We start from the raw sequence: 18,551 nt of genomic DNA on the forward strand, positions 1-18,551 counted from the left end.
TTCCTCATTGGGCGCTTTCAAAACCTTCGAGAACGTTCACGGCGTTGATGCCGATTTCTTCTACCGCGTAACCGCCTTCCATCACGAACAGCGTCGGCTTGCCGAGCTTCGCGATGCGCTCGCCCATGGCCAGGTAATCCGGGCTGTCGAGCTTGAATTGCGAGATGGGGTCGTCCTTGAAGGTGTCGACGCCCAGGGACACGACGACGATGTCGGCGCCGTACTTCTCGATCTCTTTACACGCCTGATCCAGCGCTGCGCTCCAGGTGTCCCAGCCCGAGCCGGCGGGCAAAGGGTAGTTGAAGTTGAAGCCTTCACCGGCGCCTTCACCCAGCTCATCTTCGTAGCCGAGGAAGAACGGAAATTCAGCTTCCGGGTGGCCGTGGATCGAAGTGAACAGCACGTCGCTGCGCTCGTAGAAAATCGATTGGGTGCCGTTGCCGTGGTGGTAATCGACGTCGAGGATTGCGACCTTTTTGTGGCCCTGATCGAGGAACGCCTGGGCGGCGATGGCGGCGTTGTTGAGGTAGCAATAACCGCCCATCAAGTCACTGGCGGCGTGGTGTCCCGGCGGACGGCACAGCGCGAAGGCACTGCGGGCGCCGCGCTGGATGGCGGCTTGGGCAGTCAACGCCACTTGCGCCGCGCTGTACGCCGCTTGCCAGGTGCCGGCAGTGATCGGCGCGCCGCCGTCGAAACTGTAATAGCCGAGCTGGCCGTGCAGGCTGGTGGGTTTGATCCGGCGCAGAGTCCGCGCTGGCCAGGTGTAGGGGAGCAAGTCGCCGTCGGTATTGAACTCGGTCCAGCGTGCCCAGGCACCTTTGAAGAAGTCGAGATAGTCGTGGTCGTGAATGCGCTGGATCGGCCCCAGGCCAAAATCCTGAGGCACTTCCACCGGCCCGAGGTCGCGGTCTTTTACGCGCTGTAGAACGTGGTCGGCACGGGAAGGCATTTCGAAGCAGGGCATCAATTGCCCGTCCATCAATTCACAACGGCCGTGGTGCAGGTGGTGATCGTCCGAGTAGATCGTCAGCATTTCTTATTCTCCGCAGGCTGATTCGGTTGAACACAGTCTTGCGGGGCGAGGCGTTTGGGAGAACGGCAGGAAAGGCCAAAAGGGGATCGATATGGCCAAAACATTTGACCGAAATTCGCCCCTTATTGGCGCGAGAGTGCCCCGGACTTGGGCATGGAATACAAACCCCCGTGGGAGCGGGCTTGCTCGCGAAGGCGGTGTGTCAGTCAAATCAATGTCAACTGACACACCGCCTTCGCGAGCAAGTCGAATCGTCGCACCGCCGCTCCCACATTGGGATATCAGTGGGGCCGGAACTGGCTTGGGGCCACGCCGCTCCAGCGTACGAAGGCATGCCGGAAACTTGCGGTTTCGCTGAACCCCAGCGCTTCGGCGATTTGATAGATCGGCAGTTGATCCTCGCAAAGCATCTGCTTGGCCTGCTCGAACCGCAGTTCATCCAGCAGCTCTTGATAGCTGCAGCCCAAATCCTTGAGGTGCCGGCGCAAAGTGCGCGGCGAACACTTCATCTGCTCGGCCAGCCCCTCAAGTCCCGGCGCGGCATGCAACTGCGCGCTGAGCAACTGGCGAATCCGCCCGAGCCAGGCCTGGCGGCCGGTGAACTCGGTGTTCTGCTTGCGGCAGCGTTCGACCATCGCCTGATGGGTGATCACATCCGCCAGTGGCAACGGTTGGTCGAGCCACTGTCGGTCGAAGGCAAACGCGTTGTCCCGCGACTCGAAGCTCAGCGGGCAAGCGAAATGTTCGGCGTAGGTTGCCTGATAGTCCGGTGCCGCATGTTCGAACCGTGCGGCCAGCAGCGGCAACGGGTGGCCGAGCAGGTCGTCGCAGATGACTTTCAGCGAGACCAGGCAGAATTCCGCATTGAACACCGCCAGCGCCGGGTTCTCCCGGTAATCGGCGGCGACGAACCAGATGCGTTCGCCATCGTCTTCCAGGCTCAGTTCGAAAAGTGTTCCCAGCAGCGCCGGATAACGTATCGCCAGGCGCAAAGCGTCACCGAAGGTGGCACTGGTGAGCAGCGCATAACCGAGCATGCCATAGGACGAAACATGCATCCGACGGCCCAGCTCCAGGCCGATATCGCGCTTGAGCGCGACCGCATTGGCGCAGACCTGCATCTCCTGATTGGTGGTGATGCGCGTGTCGGCCCGGCTCAGATCCGCCGCGCTGATGCCGCTGCCGGCCAACAATGCCTCGCTGGAAAGACCTTCAGCCTTGAAGGTGTTGAGCACCAGGGAGACGGCGTTGAGAGTGGTGAGGTGGGAGTGGAGCATGCTCGCGTCCGTTCATGAAGTCTGCTTGAAGGCAGCAAGTTGTATGCCGCTGCTGCTGGTGCTGGCTTGCCGACAATAGCCGATTGGTGCAACCTGCCTGCCATTCACCCTCCGGGTGGTGTCGCAAACAACCATAAAGGATTAGGTATGACATTCACTCCCTCGCGCCACATTATCCTGGCCTCCAGCTTGTTGCTCAGCTCGCTGTGCTTTGCCGAGGGCGAGCCGGCCAACGACAGCAGTATCAAGGACTCGGCTAAGGCAGCGGTCTCTTCGGCGATTTCGGCCGGCAAAAACCTGTTGGGCGGGGTCAGCGAAGGGGTGCTTGACGGGCGCCAGTCGGCCCAAGGTGTTGACGGTGCTTCGATCATTTCCTCGCGCGAGCAAATGAAGGATCGCATCGATGTTCAGGTCTTGAAGACCGAGGCCGTCGGCGACACCTTCAATGTCACGCTGGGCTTCAAGAACAGCAGCGACAGCCAGCTGCGCCTGATCAACCTCAAGCAGGCCGGCGCTTTGCTGGCGATCGATCAGGACGGGTATGCCAACGGGCTGACAGCCAGCCTGGAAAACCCGGATGACGTTACCGTGCCGCCGAAAGCCGCGGTACGGCAGAAATTCGTTTTTGAAGGGCCGATCGAGACCTCCACCACGGTACGGGTGTGGGGCCAGGATTATCAGGTCAAGAAGTAATCTTCGCGGCCAGCCGGCTCCTGCGACATCTCAGGAGCCGGCGGCACACGATGGATCAGCTCAATTCACCACACAGATCAAGCTCGACCAGGCGCCGCACTTCGGCGTTTTCCAGGCCTGCGCCCAGCAGCGCATGCAACTTGCCGAACGCCGCTTCACGGGTCATGCCGCCACCCGAAAGCACGCCAACACCGCGCAAGCGACTGCCAGCCTCGTACACATCCAGCTCGACGCCACCTTCATGGCATTGCGTCACAGCGACAACCACAACTCCCTTGTCCCGCGCGCGCTCAAGGCTGGCGAGAAACTCAGGATTGTCGCTCGGCCCGGTGCCGCTGCCGTAGCACTCCAGCACCAAACCCTGAATGCCGCTATCTAGCAGGCCGTTCAGGACTTCGGCGCTAATGCCGGGGAACAGCGGCAGTACCGCAACATTCGCCAACTGCTTGGGCTGGTTATAGGTCAACGGCGCTGGCAGCGAAGTCGCCTTCACACCGCCGCCCTGACGCTCAAGTCGCTTGAATGGATGACGACCGAAGCTGCGCACTTTCGCGCAACGGGTCGGGTCCAGCAGTTCGCCGTGGAAGTACAGATGCACGCCCGGCGCCAGGCCATGGCCGAGGGCGACCAGCGCGCCGCTGAGGTTTTCCCAGGCATCGCTGTCGGTCACGCCGGCCGGCAGCATCGAGCCGGTGAAGCAGACGCGGGCATGCAAGCCGAGCAACTGGAAGCTCATGGCCGCCGCGCTGTACGCCAGGGTGTCGGTGCCGTGCAGGATCAGCACGCTGTCGCAGCCCTGGACATCCACGGCATCGACCACCGCTTCACGCAGTTGCTGCCAATAGGTCGGGGTCATGTTGGCGCTGTCGATCAGCGGGCTCATCTCGCGAAAGCGCCACTGCGGCACCACGAGTTCAGGTTGGCTGTGCAGGTAGTCGCGCATCCGCGCTTCAAAACCGGACGCCGGGGCCAGGCCATGGGCACTGGCTTGCATGCCGATGGTGCCGCCGGTGTAGAGCACCATGACGTGCTGGGCGGCAGGATAGGTCGAGGAATTCATGGAGACTCTCCGAAGAACGATGACATTCCTAATGTGGGAGCGGGCTTGCTCGCGAAAGCGGGGTATCAGTCAACGATGATGTTGAATGTTACGCCCTCTTCGCGAGCAAGCCCGCTCCCACAGGGTATGCCGAACTTTAACCGATCAGCGTTGCGCTGCGGGTACGCCTTTGAGCTCAGCCTCGGCCTTGGTGGCGGCGGCTGGCGGGTTGGCAGGCCAGGCTTGCAGGTCCAGGTCCAGATCCGGGAACTTGCTCGAATCGAACACCGGAGTCTTGATGCCGGCAGAGCGCTGGTCATCGTAGTCACGCAGGATGCGCATGCCGACCTTGAACAGCAGGAACAGCGCGATCAGGTTCACGAACGCCAGCATGGTCATGGTGATGTCGGCAAAAGCGAACACCGTGCCGAGGTTTTCGATGGCACCCCAGAAGATCAGCACCAGTACCAGCGCGCGGTAACCGATCAGCGCTGCGCGGTTCTCACCGATCATGAAGCGCAGGTTGCTCTCGCCCAGGTAGTAGTTGTAGAGGATCGAGGTGAACACGAACAACGACAGGGCTACGGAGATGAAACTGCGACCCCAGTCACCGACCACGGCGGCCAGGGAGTTCTGGGTCAGGGCAATGCCGTCGCCTTCGAAGCCCGGGGTGTAGAAACCCGAGAGCAAAATCAGCAATGCGGTGCAGGTGCAGATCACGAAGGTGTCGAGGAACACGCTGAACGCCTGAACCACGCCTTGTGCCACCGGGTGCTCGACCGACGCGACCGCAGCCACGTTTGGCGCACTGCCCAGGCCGGCTTCGTTGGCGAACACGCCACGTTTCACGCCCATGACAATGGCGCTGCCGATCAGGCCGCCAAAGGCTTGGTCGAGACCGAAAGCACTTTTGACGATGGTCATCAGCATCGCTGGAACGTGGTCGAATTGCAGCACGATCACGTAGATGGTCACGCCGATGTACACCAGGGTTTTCACCGGTACCAGCAGGTCAGCGACCTTGGCGATACGCTTGATGCCACCGATGAACACCAGGCCCAGCAACACGGCCAGCGCCGCGCCAGTGTACGTTGGGTCAAGGTCGAAGGCGTTCTTCAGCGAGTGAGTTACGGCGTGGGATTGCAGGCCGTTGAAGGCGAAGCCGAAGGTGATCAGCAGCAGGAACGCCATGATCATCCCCAACCAGCGTTTCTGCAGGCCGTGCTGGATGTAATAGGACGGGCCGCCACGGTAGGTGCCGTCGGAGTCGCAGCGCTTGTAGAGCTGGCCGAGGGAACATTCGAAGAAGCTGCTGGACATGCCGACCAGCGCGGTCACCCACATCCAGAACACCGCACCTGGCCCGCCGAGGGTCACGGCGATGCCGACACCGGCGATGTTACCTGCACCGACGCGGCCGGCGAGGCTGAGCATCAGGGCCTGGAACGAGCTGAGTTGACCGGCGCTGCTTTTGAGGCTGTCGCGGAATACCGCGAACATGTGGAAGAAGTGGCGCAATTGAACGAAACGCGAGCGGATCGTGAAGTAGCTACCGAGCCCGACAATGAGCACGATCAGTACTTTCCCTGAGAGGAAGTCGTTAATGACTTCGAGCATGGATTATTCCTCGCTGTTTTTTGTTTAAGCAAATGCTGGAGGGGTAGAAACATCGCGTTACACCGGCTTGCGCGTGGCATGACAGGTGAGGCGAAGTTCGTCCCGGTCCATATCGCGGGTTGTTATTAGGTCGGGTTTCGCATGGGTTTGGGCCTCGTTACCGACGACCGCTCACGCGAAGAGGGGCGGCACTATACCTATCAGTGCGTTGCCCGTCTGCACGATTGTGGTGCAAGCGACGGTACGAAGCTTTGAAACACCCGACGTTACCGGCGTCGGGCTTATGTGAAAGCTGTTTCATGTGGGAGCGGGCTTGCTCGCGAATACGTATTTGGATTCACCATTTCTGGTGACTGACACACCGTCTTCGCGAGCAAGCCCGCTCCCACCTTTCTCAGCGTTCAAACATTCTGTAGTTGCCGCAAAAGAGTTAAAAAAAAGGGCTTGGAGAACGAATCCCCAAGCCCTCAAAAGGTGAGAGGTGTCTAGTCCCTCGACCTGGTGAGCGTGCAGCGTTCGATCAAGCCTTGAGCGGGACCAGACGCGGAGCAATCATGTTTTCCGGGCGCAGGATGTCGGCGAGCATTTCGTCGTCGAGCAAGCCTTCTTCGCGCACCAGTTCCAGCACGCCGCGGCCGCTTTCGAGGGCGATACGGGCGATGCGGGTGGCGTTTTCATAGCCGATGTACGGGTTCAGCGCGGTGACCAGGCCGATCGAGTGCTCGACCAGTTCGCGGCAGCGCTCTTCGTTGGCGGTGATGCCAACGATGCAATGCTCGCGCAGCATATCCATGGCGCGTTGCAGCAGGCGGATCGAGTCGAAGATCTTGAACGCGATCAGCGGCTCCATCACGTTCAGTTGCAGTTGGCCGCCTTCGGCTGCGATGGTCAGGGCCAGGTCGTTGCCGATGATCTGGAACGCTACCTGGTTCACCGCTTCCGGAATTACCGGGTTGACCTTGCCGGGCATGATCGAACTGCCTGGCTGACGCGCCGGCAGGTTGATTTCGTTGATGCCGGTGCGTGGGCCGCTGGACAGCAGGCGCAAGTCGTTGCAGATCTTCGACAGCTTGACCGCGGTGCGCTTGAGCATGCCGGAGAACAGCACGAAGGCGCCCATATCGGAGGTGGCTTCGATCAGGTCGGCAGCTGGAACCAGCGGTTGACCGCTGATCAGGGCCAGGCGCTCAACGGCCAGGTGCTGGTAACGCGGGTCGGCGTTGATGCCGGTACCAATCGCGGTGCCGCCCAGGTTTACTTCAGTCAACAGTTCCGGGGCCAGCGTCTTCAGACGGGCCAAGTCTTCGCCCAATGTGGTGGCGAAAGCACGGAATTCCTGGCCGAGGGTCATCGGCACGGCGTCTTGCAGTTGCGTGCGGCCCATTTTCAGGACGTGAGCAAATTCCTGACCTTTGGCAGCAAACGCCTGGATCAGGCTGTCGAGGCTGGCCAGCAGCGCGTCGTGACCCAACAGCAGACCCAGACGGATCGCGGTCGGGTAGGCGTCGTTGGTCGACTGCGCCATGTTCACGTCGTTGTTCGGGTGCAGGTATTGGTATTCGCCTTTCTGGTGACCCATGGCCTCCAGCGCGATGTTGGCGATGACTTCGTTGGCATTCATGTTGGTCGAAGTGCCAGCGCCGCCTTGAATCATGTCGACCACGAACTCTTCGTGGAAATCGCCGCGGATCAGTCGTGCACAGGCTTCGCTGATGGCAGCGTGCTTGGCTTCGCTCAGATGACCCAGCTCGCGGTTGGCGTCAGCAGCGGCTTGTTTAACCATGGCCAGGCCGACAACCAGCTTCGGGTAATGCGAAATCGGAACGCCGGAGAGACGGAAGTTGTTCACCGCTCGCAGGGTCTGGATGCCGTAATACGCTTGAGCGGGTACTTCGAGTACGCCAAGCAGGTCTTTTTCTGTGCGGAAAGATGCAGCGGAGGACATGATAGAAATCATCTCGATATGGACCCGGTCTGTGCCGGAACGCTGCAAATGCTAGGCTTGTGAAGAATTTTGGGCCAATGCTGTTAAGCGCTGGCCTATGCACATTCGGCATAATGCCCATGTGACGCCGCGTCTGCGGCGAGCGTGTGACCTAATTTGGTGCGTGTCCGGGAGGACGTGATGAATCTGGAAAGCAAATGGCTGGAGGACTTTAGTGCCCTGGCCGCCACCCGCAGCTTCTCCCAGGCTGCGGAACGCCGCTTCGTGACCCAGCCTGCATTTAGCCGGCGGATCCGCAGCCTTGAAGCCGCGCTGGGGCTGCAATTGGTCAACCGCTCGCGCACGCCGGTCGAGCTGACAGCGGCGGGGCAGTTGTTTCTGGTGACGGCGCGGACAGTGGTCGAGCAGTTGGGCGAAGTATTGCGCCATCTCCATCACCTGGAAGGCGGGCAGGGCGAAGTGATGCAGGTGGCGGCGGCTCACTCGCTGGCACTGGGCTTCTTCCCGCGCTGGATCGCGCAGTTGCGTAATGAAGGCCTGAACATTGCCACCCGGCTGGTGGCGACCAACGTCGGCGACGCCGTGCACGCGCTGCGTGAGGGCGGTTGCGACTTGATGCTGGCGTTCTATGACCCGGACGCAGCGATGCAGATGGACCCGGAAATCTTCCCGTCGCTGCATTTGGGCCAGACGGAAATGCTGCCGGTCTGCGCGGCGGATGCCGAGGGCAAGCCTCTGTTTGATCTGGAAGGCGAGGGAAGTGTGCCGTTGCTCGCTTACAGCGCCGGTGCGTTTCTGGGTCGTTCGGTGAACCTGCTGCTGCGCCAACGTGCCCTGCGCTTTACCACCATTTATGAGACCGCCATGGCCGACAGCCTGAAAAGCATGGCGCTGGAAGGGCTGGGGATTGCCTGGGTGCCGCAACTGAGCGTGCGCGCCGAACTGGCTCGCGGTGAACTGGTGGTGTGCGGCGGCCCGCAATGGCATGTGCCGCTGGAGATTCGTTTGTATCGCTGCGCGCTGGTGCGCAAGGCGAACGTGCGGTTGTTGTGGCGCAAGCTGGAAGGAGGTGCGGCGCAGGGTTCTTGAAGCCGACGAAGAACCAATGTGGGAGCGGGCTTGCTCGCGAATGCGGTGGGTCAGTCGGCATTGATGTTGCCTGACACGGCCCTTTCGCGAGCAAGCCCGCTCCCACAGGGAAATGCTGGAGTAGCTGACTGACTCGCAGGTCAATAAAACCGGTACTTTACGCCGTATGACAGATGGTCGTTTCGGGGGCTGTTTATCTGCTTCATTGAGGTATACTGCGCGGCCTTCGGCCGGTTCGTCCGGCCATTTTTCGTACAATCAAGCCACGCAAATTGCGTGGCTTGTTGTTTTTTGACGCGCCTGCGGGCGCCCAGAGAGAAGAGGCACGACGATGAGTGCACTGGTTGGCGTGATCATGGGCTCCAAGTCCGATTGGTCCACCCTTAGCCACACCGCCGATATGCTGGAAAAGCTCGGCATCCCTTACGAGGTGAAAGTGGTCTCTGCCCACCGCACCCCGGACCTGCTGTTCCAGTATGCCGAAGAGGCTGAGGCGCGTGGCATCGAGGTGATTATCGCCGGTGCCGGTGGCGCGGCTCACCTGCCTGGCATGTGTGCGGCCAAGACCCACCTGCCGGTGCTCGGCGTACCGGTGCAGTCGTCGATGCTCTCGGGCGTCGATTCGCTGCTCTCGATCGTGCAGATGCCTGCGGGCATCCCGGTTGCCACCCTGGCCATCGGCAAGGCTGGCGCGATCAACGCGGCGTTGTTGTCGGCGAGTATCCTGGGCGCCAAGCACCCGCAGTTCCACGCCGTGCTGAAAACTTTCCGTGCTGAGCAGACAGACAGCGTCCTGGACAATCCAGACCCACGCATCGCCTGAGGTTGTTGACGATGAAGATCGGTGTAATCGGTGGCGGCCAGTTGGGTCGCATGTTGGCGCTGGCGGGCACTCCGCTGGGCATGAACTTCGCTTTCCTTGACCCGGCGCCGGACGCCTGTGCCGCCGCGTTGGGCGAGCACCTGCGGGCCGATTACGGCGATCAGGATCACCTGCGCCAACTGGCCGAAGAAGTCGATCTGGTGACTTTCGAGTTCGAAAGCGTCCCGGCTGAAACCGTGGCTTTCCTGTCGCAGTTCGTCCCGGTCTACCCGAGCGCCGAAGCCCTGCGCATCGCCCGCGATCGCTGGTTCGAGAAGAGCATGTTCAAGGACCTGGGGATTCCCACCCCGGCGTTCGCCGACATCCAGTCGCAAGCCGATCTGGATGCTGCTGTCGCTTCGATCGGTCTGCCGGCCGTGTTGAAAACCCGCACCCTGGGTTACGACGGCAAGGGCCAGAAAGTCCTGCGCAAACCGGAAGACGTGGTCGGCACCTTCGCCGAACTGGGCAGCGTGGCCTGCCTGCTGGAAGGCTTTGTGCCGTTCACCGGTGAAGTCTCGCTGATCGCCGTACGTGCCCGCGATGGCGAAACACGCTTCTATCCACTGGTTCACAACACCCACGACAGCGGCATCCTCAAGCTGTCCGTGGCCAGCACCGATCACCCGCTGCAAGCCCTGGCTGAAGACTACTCCAGCCGAGTGCTCAAGCAGCTGGAATATGTCGGCGTGATGGCGTTCGAATTCTTTGAAGTCGACGGTGGCCTCAAGGCCAACGAAATCGCCCCGCGCGTGCACAACTCCGGGCACTGGACCACCGAAGGCGCCGAGTGCAGCCAATTCGAAAACCACCTGCGGGCCGTTGCCGGTCTGCCGTTGGGTTCGACGGCCAAGATCGGCGAGAGCGCGATGCTCAACTTCATCGGTGTGGTACCGCCGGTAGAGAAAGTCATCGCCATCGACGATTGCCATTTGCACCACTACGGCAAGGCGTTCAAGGTCGGCCGCAAGGTCGGTCACGCCAATCTGCGTTGTGCAGATCGCGAGACGCTGGCGGCGCAGATCCTCAAGGTCGAAGCGCTCATCGCCGAATAGTTTCATGTGGCAGCGGCGGAACCTTCAGTGTCCGCCGTTCTCTGATGGCAGGATGCCAAAGTCTGACTAGGCTTGGGCTAGGTGTCCTGCTTCACCCAATCAATCAGAGGGAAATGCCATGGGAATTATCGGAACCATCTTTATCGGCTTGATCGTCGGCCTGCTGGCACGGTTCCTGAAACCGGGCGATGACAGCATGGGTTGGATCATGACCATCCTGCTCGGTATCGGCGGTTCGCTGGCGGCCACTTATGGCGGCCAGGCGCTGGGCATTTACCAGGCTGGCCAAGGCGCGGGCTTCATCGGTGCACTGGTCGGTGCGATCGTGTTGCTGGTGGTCTACGGCCTGATCAAAAGAAACTGATTCAAGCGACAAAGTCCTCTCGGCTGCGCAGGCCGAGAGGGCTAGAATGCTCGCCATTCCATCGACTCTCCCTTTGCCGAGCATCTCCATGCGCCGTCTTCTGTTGACCCTCTTATTCCTGGGCTCGGGCCTTGCCCATGCCGGCGAACTGCCGGAAACCGACTGGCTGGAACTGATGCCCAAGTCGGACCAGAAAGCCCTCGAAGCCATGCCCGAAATCGACCACAACACCCCTGAAGGCGATGGCACCTTTACGTCAAAGGGTGGCATGAAGCAGGGCAAGGGTTTGCCGGCGGTGATGTACTCGACTAAAACCGTGCCGTCGATGAACGACAAGAACATCCGCATCGGTGGTTACCCGGTGCCGCTGGAGTCCGACGCCAAGGGCCGCAGCACGCTGTTCTTCCTCGTGCCCTACCCGGGCGCCTGCATTCACGTGCCGCCACCGCCGCCCAACCAGTTGGTGCTGGTGCGCTATCCGAAAGGCTTGAAGCTGGACGATATCTACACACCGCTGTGGGTGACCGGCACGCTGAAGATCGAGAAGGTCAACAACGACCTGGCCGACGCGGCGTATGCGCTGGATGCGGCGAAGGTTCGTGTGGTGAAAGAATCGGATTTGTAAGCGCCAGTCAGCCTGGCAAAGATCAAATGTGGGAGCGGGCTTGCTCGCGAAAGCGGTGTTTCAGTCAACGATGATGTTGAATGTTACGCCCTCTTCGCGAGCAAGCCCGCTCCCACATTGGTTTTGCGGTGTTGCTTACAGGGGTTTGCTACCGATGCTCACGCCCAGTGTATGACTGGCACCCGCCGCCAGGTTCACCACATCGTCCATCACGTTCGCCGTTTCGATGCATAGCATGCGCTGCCAGCCATCGTCGGCCATGTCGCTGAACGCCGCTGCGCGATCAATCCACGGATTCCAGATCACCGCCGTGCGCGAACCGCTGCTGGTCAGCTCGATGCGCCGTTCCCAGGCCGGGTCGACAATGCTCAGCTTCGCCGGAACATTCAGGTAGATGCGGTCGGTCTCGCCGGTAAAAGCCAGATCGCCGGTCTGCGTGGCCGTGGCCCAGTCCTTGGTCGTATCGATGTAACTCAAGCCATCCAGCCCTTCGACCTGCACGTTGCGCACATCGCTGACGGCGAAATAACTGTGCAACGCCTGGCTGATCGTCACGGTTTCTGTGCCGCGGTTGTGGCTGGTCAGGCTGATGTGCAGTTGTTCATCCAGACGAATGCTCAGCTTCAAGTCCACCTGATGCGGCCAGCCCGGAAAACCGCCTTCGGGGTAGGGCAGGATGAACTCCACCTTCAGGCTTTCACCCTCGGCTTCGATGCCACCCAGTTCCCAATCTGTCGCCCGGACAAAGCCGTGAGCGGCAGCGGGTTCACTGCTGACGCGCATCGCCTGCACGCTCTGCGGGTTGCGCGGGAAGTTACCAAACCACGGCCAGCACACCGGCACGCCGGCGCGGATGCTCTTGCCGGTCTTGAACACAGCTTCGTCGTTGAGCCAGATCAACGGCGGTTGCCCGGCCAATTGATAACTGAGGATGTGCGCGCCTTGCTGGGCCACCAGCAGTTCGGCCTGACCGTGGCGAATGCGCCAGCAGTTCAGTTCATCCAGTTTGACGGCTTCAACGTTGGGCGTGCTCATGGGGACAACTCTCAATTTGGAACAGGACTGCAATGGACCGCGAAAAGCGCGCCGTGTTTAACGCGCTCTTGGCGGGCACGAACGGGTGCGACCGCTGCCGTCGATGGCGACGAACACAAATACCGCTTCAGTCACTTTACGCCACTCACTGGACAGCGGATCGTCGCTCCAGACCTCGACCATCATCTGGATCGAGCTGCGGCCGATTTCCAGGGCCTGGGTATAGAAGGAGAGCTGAGCGCCCACCGCCACCGGAACCAGGAACGCCATGCGGTCGATCGCAACGGTCGCGACGCGGCCACCAGCGACTTTGCTGGCCATTGCGGTGCCGGCCAAATCCATCTGCGCCACCAGCCAGCCGCCGAAAATATCGCCAAAGCCGTTGGTTTCGCGTGGAAGTGCAGTGATTTGCAGGGCCAGGTCGCCTTGCGGGATTGGATCTTCTTGTTCGAGCTCTATCATGCCGGGGGTGCCTCTGACCCGTGACTCTACGTTGGTCTTTCAGGTGAATAGCCGTCTTCAAGAAAAACGATTCAGCCCGAACATACTACGTTCGTCACGTTTTTCGTAAGGCGCCTAAAGGGAAACTCTGCGAAATCGCCTGTGGAGCCCGGCAGGCGTTTTCGCACAGCAACCCTTACAAACTGTTGCAAGATTGCGAGTATATCGGTCGGTAGACTCCGAGACGACCGTCCGGTTCTCATTTCGACCGTCAAATACGCACCTCTATGTGCTTTTTCGAACAATTTGCTATCGTGCGGACCTGCCCAAGCCTCCGCCAGCGTTGTTGGGGTTGCAGATCCGACTATAAGAGAAGCCCTTGCCATGACCACAGCGCCCTCGAGCACTGCGCAGCCAACGCAATCCGCACGTCCGTTGACCCGCAATGATTACAAGACCTTGTCGCTGTCCGCCCTGGGCGGCGCGCTGGAGTTCTACGACTTCATCATCTTCGTGTTCTTCGCCACCGTGGTCGGCAAGCTGTTCTTCCCGGCCGACATGCCCGAGTGGCTGCGTCTGATGCAGACCTTCGGTATCTTCGCCGCCGGCTACCTGGCGCGTCCGTTGGGCGGCATCGTCATGGCGCACTTCGGCGACCTGCTGGGGCGCAAGAAGATGTTCACCCTGAGCATTTTCATGATGGCTGTGCCGACCCTGATCATGGGCCTGCTGCCAACCTATGCGCAGATCGGCATGTGGGCGCCGATCCTGTTGCTGCTGATGCGCGTGATTCAGGGCGCAGCGATTGGCGGTGAAGTGCCCGGCGCCTGGGTCTTCGTTTCCGAACACGTGCCACAGCGGCACATCGGCTACGCCTGCGGCACCCTGACCAGCGGTCTGACGGCCGGCATTCTCCTGGGTTCGCTGGTCGCCACGGCGATCAACAGCATCTATACCCCGGTGGAAGTGTCGGATTACGCCTGGCGGATCCCGTTCCTGCTCGGCGGCGTGTTTGGCCTGTTCTCGGTCTACCTGCGCCGCTGGCTCCACGAAACCCCGGTGTTCGCCGAACTGCAACTGCGCAAGGCCCTGGCCGAAGAAGTGCCGCTGCGCGCGGTGCTGCGCGACCATCGCGGGGCGATCGTGATTTCCATGCTGCTGACCTGGCTGCTGTCCGCCGGCATCATCGTGGTCATCCTGATGACCCCGACCGTGCTGCAGACCGTTTACCACTTCACCCCGACCACCGCGTTGCAGGCCAATAGCCTGGCAATCGTGTTCCTGAGCCTGGGTTGCGTGGCCTCCGGTGCGCTGGCTGATCGTTTCGGCGCCGGTCGGGTGTTCGTGTTCGGCAGTGCGTTGCTGCTGTTGAGTTCATGGACTTTCTATCACAGCCTGTTTGATCACCCGGATTGGCTGTTCCCGATGTACGCAGTCACCGGTCTGCTGGTCGGCACCATCGGCGCCGTGCCGTACGTGATGGTCAAAGCTTTCCCGGCAGTGGTGCGTTTCAGCGGCCTGTCGTTCTCCTACAACCTGGCCTACGCGATCTTCGGCGGCTTGACCCCGATGATCGTGACGTTGCTGCTCAAGGAAAGCCCGATGGGGCCTGCCTATTATGTGGCGATCATTTGCGGGGTCGGGATTCTGGTGGGGGCTTATCTTTGGAAGAAGGGGCGTTAAGGCGACTTCTTGTATCGTCTGTGCCGACGTCTTCGCGGGCAAGCCTCGCTCCTACAGAATTGAAGTCGTTCGCATGATGCGTGTACGACTCGGACCTGTAGGAGCGAGGCTTGCCCGCGAAGAACGATTACACGGAATTACTTCGAAACACTGAATGCTGGCCTTTCATCCAATTGTCATATTTCAGCCATAGAGTGTTCATACGGCCTGCTGATACTTGGCCCCGACTTAACACACCCTATCTGCTAGGAGTAAGGCATGAAACTGAAGCGTTTGATGGCGGCAATGACTTTTGTCGCTGCTGGCGTTGCGACTGCCAACGCGTTCGCCGCTGTTGACCCTGCTATCCCGAGCTACACCAAAACCACTGGTGTGTCGGGCAACCTGTCCAGCGTCGGCTCCGATACCCTGGCCAACCTCATGACCCTGTGGGCTGAGAACTACAAAAAAGAATACCCGAACGTAAACATCCAGATTCAGGCCGCTGGCTCCGCCACTGCGCCACCTGCGTTGACTGAAGGCACCTCTAACCTGGGCCCGATGAGCCGCAAAATGAAGGACACCGAACTGGCTGCCTTCGAGCAGAAGTACGGCTACAAGCCAACCGCAATCCCGGTTGCCGTGGACGCCCTGGCGGTGTTCGTGCACAAAGACAACCCGATCCAGCACCTGACCATGGAACAAGTCGACGCGATCTTCTCCTCGACTCGTCTGTGCGGCGCTAAAACCGACGTTAAAACCTGGGGCGACCTGGGTGTGACCGGCGACCTGGCCAACAAGCCGGTTCAACTGTTCGGTCGTAACTCGGTATCCGGCACTTATGGCTACTTCAAAGAAGAAGCCCTGTGCAAAGGCGACTACAAACCAAACGTCAACGAACAACCAGGCTCGGCTTCGGTCGTGCAGTCGATCAGCTCCTCGCTGAATGGTATCGGTTACTCGGGCATCGGCTACAAGACTGCTAGCGTGAAAACTGTAGCCCTGTCGAAGAAAGGCAGCACCGAGTTCATCGAAGACAGCGAAGAAAACGCACTGAACGGCAAATACCCGCTGTCGCGTTTCCTCTACGTGTACGTCAACAAAGCCCCGAACAAGCCTCTGGCACCGCTGGAAGCCGAGTTCGTGAAACTGGTTCTGTCCAAACAGGGCCAGGAAGTTGTAGTGAAAGACGGCTACATCCCACTGCCAGCCAAGGTTGCTGCAAAAGCACTGGCTGACCTGGGTCTGCAAGAAGGCGGCGCTGAAGTCGCAAAGAAGTAACACCCTAGGTCCGGGGCTCGCCCCGGACCTGTGTAGGAGCTGACGAGTGAAACGAGGCTGCGATCTTTTGATCTTGCAGTTAAAAGCCAGATCAAAAGATCGCAGCCTCGGTGCCCTCGACAGCTCCTACGCCCCCCAAAATTTTCGGTCCTCTGCCAGTACCCTCTGGCGGCGGATTTGTTGCGTCACTGCATTGTCATCTTTCTGTCATACAGGATCGCTAGGGTGTGCGCATGAATGATCTGGCCAATTCCACCATGACTACCAATCCCCCCAAGCGAATTGACTTCAATACGCCTGAGTTGCAACGCAAGCGCCGAATTCGTGCGCTCAAAGATCGCCTGACCCGCTGGTACGTCCTCGTCGGCGGCCTCGCCGTCCTCGGCGCGATCACGCTGATCTTTTTCTTCCTTGCCTACGTGGTTGCGCCGCTGTTCCAGGGTGCCAGCCTGACCGCCAAGGACGCCATCACCCCGGCCTGGATTCAAGACGCCGGCAAGCCGCTGATGATCTCTCTGGAAGAACAGAACCAGGTCGCCATGCGGGTTTCCGACAAGGGCCAGGCGCTGTTCTTCGACATCGACAGTGGTGCCGAACTCAAGCGTGTCGATCTGCCGATTCCGGCCGGCACCACCGTGACGTCCATCGGCGAAGACCAGCCAGGTCATCCGCTGGTCGCGGTCGGTCTGTCCAACGGTCAGGCGCTGGTGTTCCGTCACACGTATAAAGTCAGCTACCCGGACAACAAGAAAACCATCTCGCCGGCCATCGATTTCCCGTACGGCGATACCCCGATTGCGCTGAACGAGGCGGGCGGGGCGCTGGAGCACGTCAGCCTCAACGCCACCGACACCACGCTGATGCTGGTCGGCTCCACCGGTTCGCAACTCAATGTGCTCTCGCTGACCAGCGAAGAAAACATGATGACCGGCGAAGTCACCAACGAGCAGAAGCGCATCGACCTGCCGCAAATGACCGAGCCGGTGAAGAACATCTTCGTCGACCCGCGCCAGCAGTGGTTGTACGTAATCAACGGGCGTGCCCAGGCCGATGTGTTCAGCCTGCGCGACAAGAGCCTTAACGGTCGCTACAAACTGCTGGAAAACGGCGATGCCGAGATTACCGCCAGCACCCAACTGGTGGGCGGTATCTCGCTGATCATGGGTGATTCCAAGGGTGGTCTGGCCCAGTGGTTCATGGCCCGCGACCCGGATGGCGAACTGCGTCTGAAGCAGATCCGCAACTTCCAGATGGGCACCACGCCGATCGTTGAAATCACCGCTGAAGAGCGTCGCAAAGGCTTCATCGCCCTCGACGCCTCCGGCAAGCTCGGCGTGTTCCACAGCACCGCGCACCGCACGTTGCTGGTTGATCAAGTGGTCGAAGGCCAAGGGATTTTCGGTCTGTCGCCACGGGCCAACCGCGTGATCGTGGAAGCTGGCGGCAAGATTCAACCGCTGCTGCTCGACAACCCGCACCCGGAAGTGTCGTGGAGCGCGTTGTGGAGCAAGGTCTGGTACGAGAACTACGACGAGCCTAAATACGTCTGGCAATCGACCGCTGCCAACACCGACTTCGAACCCAAGCTGAGCCTGTCTCCGCTGACCTTCGGTACGCTGAAAGCCGCGTTCTACGCCATGCTGCTCGCCGCACCACTGGCCGTCGCCGCTGCCATCTACACCGCGTACTTCATGGCTCCGGGCATGCGCCGCAAGGTCAAACCGGTGATCGAGCTGATGGAAGCGATGCCGACGGTGATCCTCGGTTTCTTCGCCGGCCTGTTCCTCGCACCGTATGTCGAAGGGCATTTGCCGGGCATCTTCAGCTTGCTGATGCTGCTGCCGATTGGCGTGCTGGTGGCCGGTTTCATCTTCAGCCGCTTGCCTGAATCCATCCGCCTGAAAGTGCCGGACGGCTGGGAAGCCGCGATTCTGATCCCGGTGATTCTGTTTGTGGGCTGGCTCTCGCTGTACATGAGCCCGTACATGGAAACCTGGTTCTTCGGCGGCGACATGCGCATGTGGATCTCCCACGACCTGGGCATCACCTACGACCAGCGCAACGCCTTGGTGGTCGGTCTGGCCATGGGCTTCGCGGTGATCCCGAACATCTACTCCATCGCCGAAGACGCCGTGTTCAGCGTGCCTCGCGGCCTGACCCTCGGTTCCCTGGCCCTCGGTGCCACGCCGTGGCAGACCATGACCCGCGTGGTGATTCTGACCGCGAGCCCGGGCATCTTCTCGGCGCTGATGATCGGTATGGGCCGCGCGGTCGGTGAAACGATGATCGTGCTGATGGCCACCGGTAACACCCCGGTCATGGAAATGAACCTGTTCGAAGGCCTGCGCACCCTGGCTGCCAACGTCGCGGTGGAAATGCCGGAGTCGGAAGTCGGCGGCAGCCACTACCGCGTGCTGTTCCTCTCGGCGCTGGTGCTGCTGTTGTTCACCTTCGTCATGAACACCCTCGCGGAGCTGATTCGTCAGCGTCTGCGCAAGAAATACTCGTCGCTTTAAGAAAGGTAGAAGTC

16 protein-coding genes are annotated in these 18,551 nt (G+C 60.5%); 9 read left to right on the top strand and 7 right to left on the bottom strand.

What is annotated here, in order from left to right:
- Positions 1–4: 4 nt before the first annotated feature.
- Together NK667_RS27880 and NK667_RS27885 are read right to left on the bottom strand one after the other, a co-directional pair.
- Positions 5–1,036 (bottom strand): histone deacetylase family protein, encoded by a 1,032-nt coding sequence (locus NK667_RS27880; RefSeq protein WP_054617075.1) that lies wholly within the window; start codon positions 1,034–1,036, stop codon positions 5–7.
- A 281-nt stretch (positions 1,037–1,317) separates the two neighbouring features.
- Complete coding sequence (locus tag NK667_RS27885) at positions 1,318–2,313, bottom strand: AraC family transcriptional regulator (protein WP_054617074.1); 996 nt, start codon at positions 2,311–2,313, stop codon at positions 1,318–1,320.
- Positions 2,314–2,460: 147 nt separating this feature from the next.
- On the opposite strand from NK667_RS27885, the gene NK667_RS27890 reads away from it, so the two are divergent.
- Complete coding sequence (locus NK667_RS27890) at positions 2,461–3,006, top strand: hypothetical protein (protein ID WP_054617073.1); 546 nt, start codon at positions 2,461–2,463, stop codon at positions 3,004–3,006.
- Between the two features lie 55 nt (positions 3,007–3,061).
- Here the strand turns inward: NK667_RS27890 and NK667_RS27895 are convergent, their stop codons facing one another.
- From NK667_RS27895 to aspA, 3 genes are all read right to left on the bottom strand, one after another.
- Positions 3,062–4,066: an asparaginase gene (locus NK667_RS27895; RefSeq protein ID WP_054617072.1), complete on the bottom strand. Its 1,005-nt coding sequence runs from the start codon at positions 4,064–4,066 to the stop codon at positions 3,062–3,064.
- Between the two features lie 144 nt (positions 4,067–4,210).
- Positions 4,211–5,662: an alanine/glycine:cation symporter family protein gene (locus tag NK667_RS27900; RefSeq protein ID WP_054048313.1), complete on the bottom strand. Its 1,452-nt coding sequence runs from the start codon at positions 5,660–5,662 to the stop codon at positions 4,211–4,213.
- A gap of 520 nt (positions 5,663–6,182) precedes the next feature.
- Positions 6,183–7,607, bottom strand: a complete 1,425-nt coding sequence (gene aspA, locus NK667_RS27905) for an aspartate ammonia-lyase (protein ID WP_008150027.1) — start codon at positions 7,605–7,607, stop codon at positions 6,183–6,185.
- A 180-nt stretch (positions 7,608–7,787) separates the two neighbouring features.
- Between aspA and NK667_RS27910 the strand changes: the two genes are divergently transcribed.
- From NK667_RS27910 to NK667_RS27930, 5 genes are all read left to right on the top strand, one after another.
- Positions 7,788–8,696 carry a LysR substrate-binding domain-containing protein gene (locus NK667_RS27910; protein WP_054048314.1) on the top strand — a complete coding sequence of 303 codons (909 nt, stop codon included), beginning with the start codon at positions 7,788–7,790 and terminating at the stop codon, positions 8,694–8,696.
- Positions 8,697–9,027: 331 nt separating this feature from the next.
- Entirely contained in the window at positions 9,028–9,519 is a 492-nt protein-coding gene (gene purE, locus NK667_RS27915) for a 5-(carboxyamino)imidazole ribonucleotide mutase (RefSeq protein WP_019694319.1), read from the top strand.
- A gap of 11 nt (positions 9,520–9,530) precedes the next feature.
- Positions 9,531–10,613 (top strand): 5-(carboxyamino)imidazole ribonucleotide synthase, encoded by a 1,083-nt coding sequence (locus tag NK667_RS27920; RefSeq protein ID WP_054048317.1) that lies wholly within the window; start codon positions 9,531–9,533, stop codon positions 10,611–10,613.
- A 118-nt stretch (positions 10,614–10,731) separates the two neighbouring features.
- Positions 10,732–10,977, top strand: a complete 246-nt coding sequence (locus NK667_RS27925) for a GlsB/YeaQ/YmgE family stress response membrane protein (protein ID WP_054048319.1) — start codon at positions 10,732–10,734, stop codon at positions 10,975–10,977.
- A gap of 88 nt (positions 10,978–11,065) precedes the next feature.
- Positions 11,066–11,602 carry a DUF3299 domain-containing protein gene (locus tag NK667_RS27930; RefSeq protein WP_054048741.1) on the top strand — a complete coding sequence of 179 codons (537 nt, stop codon included), beginning with the start codon at positions 11,066–11,068 and terminating at the stop codon, positions 11,600–11,602.
- A 135-nt stretch (positions 11,603–11,737) separates the two neighbouring features.
- On the opposite strand, the gene NK667_RS27935 is transcribed toward NK667_RS27930, so the two are convergent.
- On the bottom strand, positions 11,738–12,637 hold the full coding sequence (locus tag NK667_RS27935) for a D-hexose-6-phosphate mutarotase (RefSeq protein ID WP_054617071.1): 900 nt from the start codon (positions 12,635–12,637) through the stop codon (positions 11,738–11,740).
- Between the two features lie 57 nt (positions 12,638–12,694).
- On the bottom strand, positions 12,695–13,099 hold the full coding sequence (locus NK667_RS27940; protein ID WP_054048323.1) for an acyl-CoA thioesterase: 405 nt from the start codon (positions 13,097–13,099) through the stop codon (positions 12,695–12,697).
- Positions 13,100–13,462: 363 nt separating this feature from the next.
- Between NK667_RS27940 and NK667_RS27945 the strand changes: the two genes are divergently transcribed.
- From NK667_RS27945 to NK667_RS27955, 3 genes are all read left to right on the top strand, one after another.
- Positions 13,463–14,761, top strand: coding sequence for an MFS transporter (locus NK667_RS27945; RefSeq protein WP_054617070.1), 1,299 nt, complete (start codon positions 13,463–13,465; stop codon positions 14,759–14,761).
- Positions 14,762–15,019: 258 nt separating this feature from the next.
- Positions 15,020–16,021: a phosphate ABC transporter substrate-binding protein PstS gene (locus tag NK667_RS27950; RefSeq protein WP_054048327.1), complete on the top strand. Its 1,002-nt coding sequence runs from the start codon at positions 15,020–15,022 to the stop codon at positions 16,019–16,021.
- Positions 16,022–16,503: 482 nt separating this feature from the next.
- Positions 16,504–18,537 (top strand): ABC transporter permease subunit, encoded by a 2,034-nt coding sequence (locus NK667_RS27955; protein ID WP_177331488.1) that lies wholly within the window; start codon positions 16,504–16,506, stop codon positions 18,535–18,537.
- Positions 18,538–18,551: the final 14 nt, after the last annotated feature.

Origin of the sequence: Pseudomonas nunensis (genome assembly GCF_024296925.1) — a bacterium.
Taxonomy (GTDB): domain Bacteria; phylum Pseudomonadota; class Gammaproteobacteria; order Pseudomonadales; family Pseudomonadaceae; genus Aquipseudomonas; species Aquipseudomonas nunensis.